Below are 545 nucleotides of genomic sequence, written 5' to 3'. Positions count from 1 at the left end.
AGCGCTCGATGGAGCCGAACAGAGCACGGTGGATCATGACCGGACGCTGCTTCGAGCCGTCCGGGCCGGTGTACTCCAGGTCGAAGCGCTCCGGCAGGTTGAAGTCGAGCTGCACGGTCGACATCTGCCAGGTGCGGCCGATCGCGTCCCGCGCCTGCACCGAGATCTTCGGCCCGTAGAACGCGGCGCCGCCCGGGTCCGGGACCAGGGGCAGGCCCTGCTTCTCGGCGACCTGACGGAGCGTCTCGGTGGCCTCTTCCCAGGTCTCGTCGGAGCCGACGTACTTCTCCGGGTCCTTGGTGGAGAGCTCCAGGTAGAAGTCGGTCAGCCCGTAGTCGCGGAGCAGGTTCAGCACGAAGGTGAGCGTGCGGTCGAGCTCCTCCGCCATCTGCTCCTTGGTGCAGTAGATGTGCGCGTCGTCCTGCGTGAAGCCGCGCGAGCGGGTCAGGCCGTGCACGACGCCCGACTTCTCGTAGCGATACACCGTGCCGAACTCGAAGAGGCGCAGCGGCAGTTCGCGGTAGGAGCGGCCGCGCGCGTCGAAG

At 67.9% G+C, this 545-nt stretch carries 1 protein-coding gene; it reads right to left on the bottom strand.

The features are described from left to right. A partial coding sequence (locus tag AB0C16_RS40350) for an aminoacyl--tRNA ligase-related protein (RefSeq protein WP_357691460.1) occupies positions 1-545 on the bottom strand: 545 nt, incomplete at both ends.

It is taken from the genome of Nonomuraea sp. NPDC048916 (assembly GCF_040649575.1).
Lineage (GTDB): Bacteria > Actinomycetota > Actinomycetes > Streptosporangiales > Streptosporangiaceae > Nonomuraea.
Note: the sequence above shows the minus strand (reverse complement) of the source record. Positions and strands in the feature narration are given on the sequence as shown.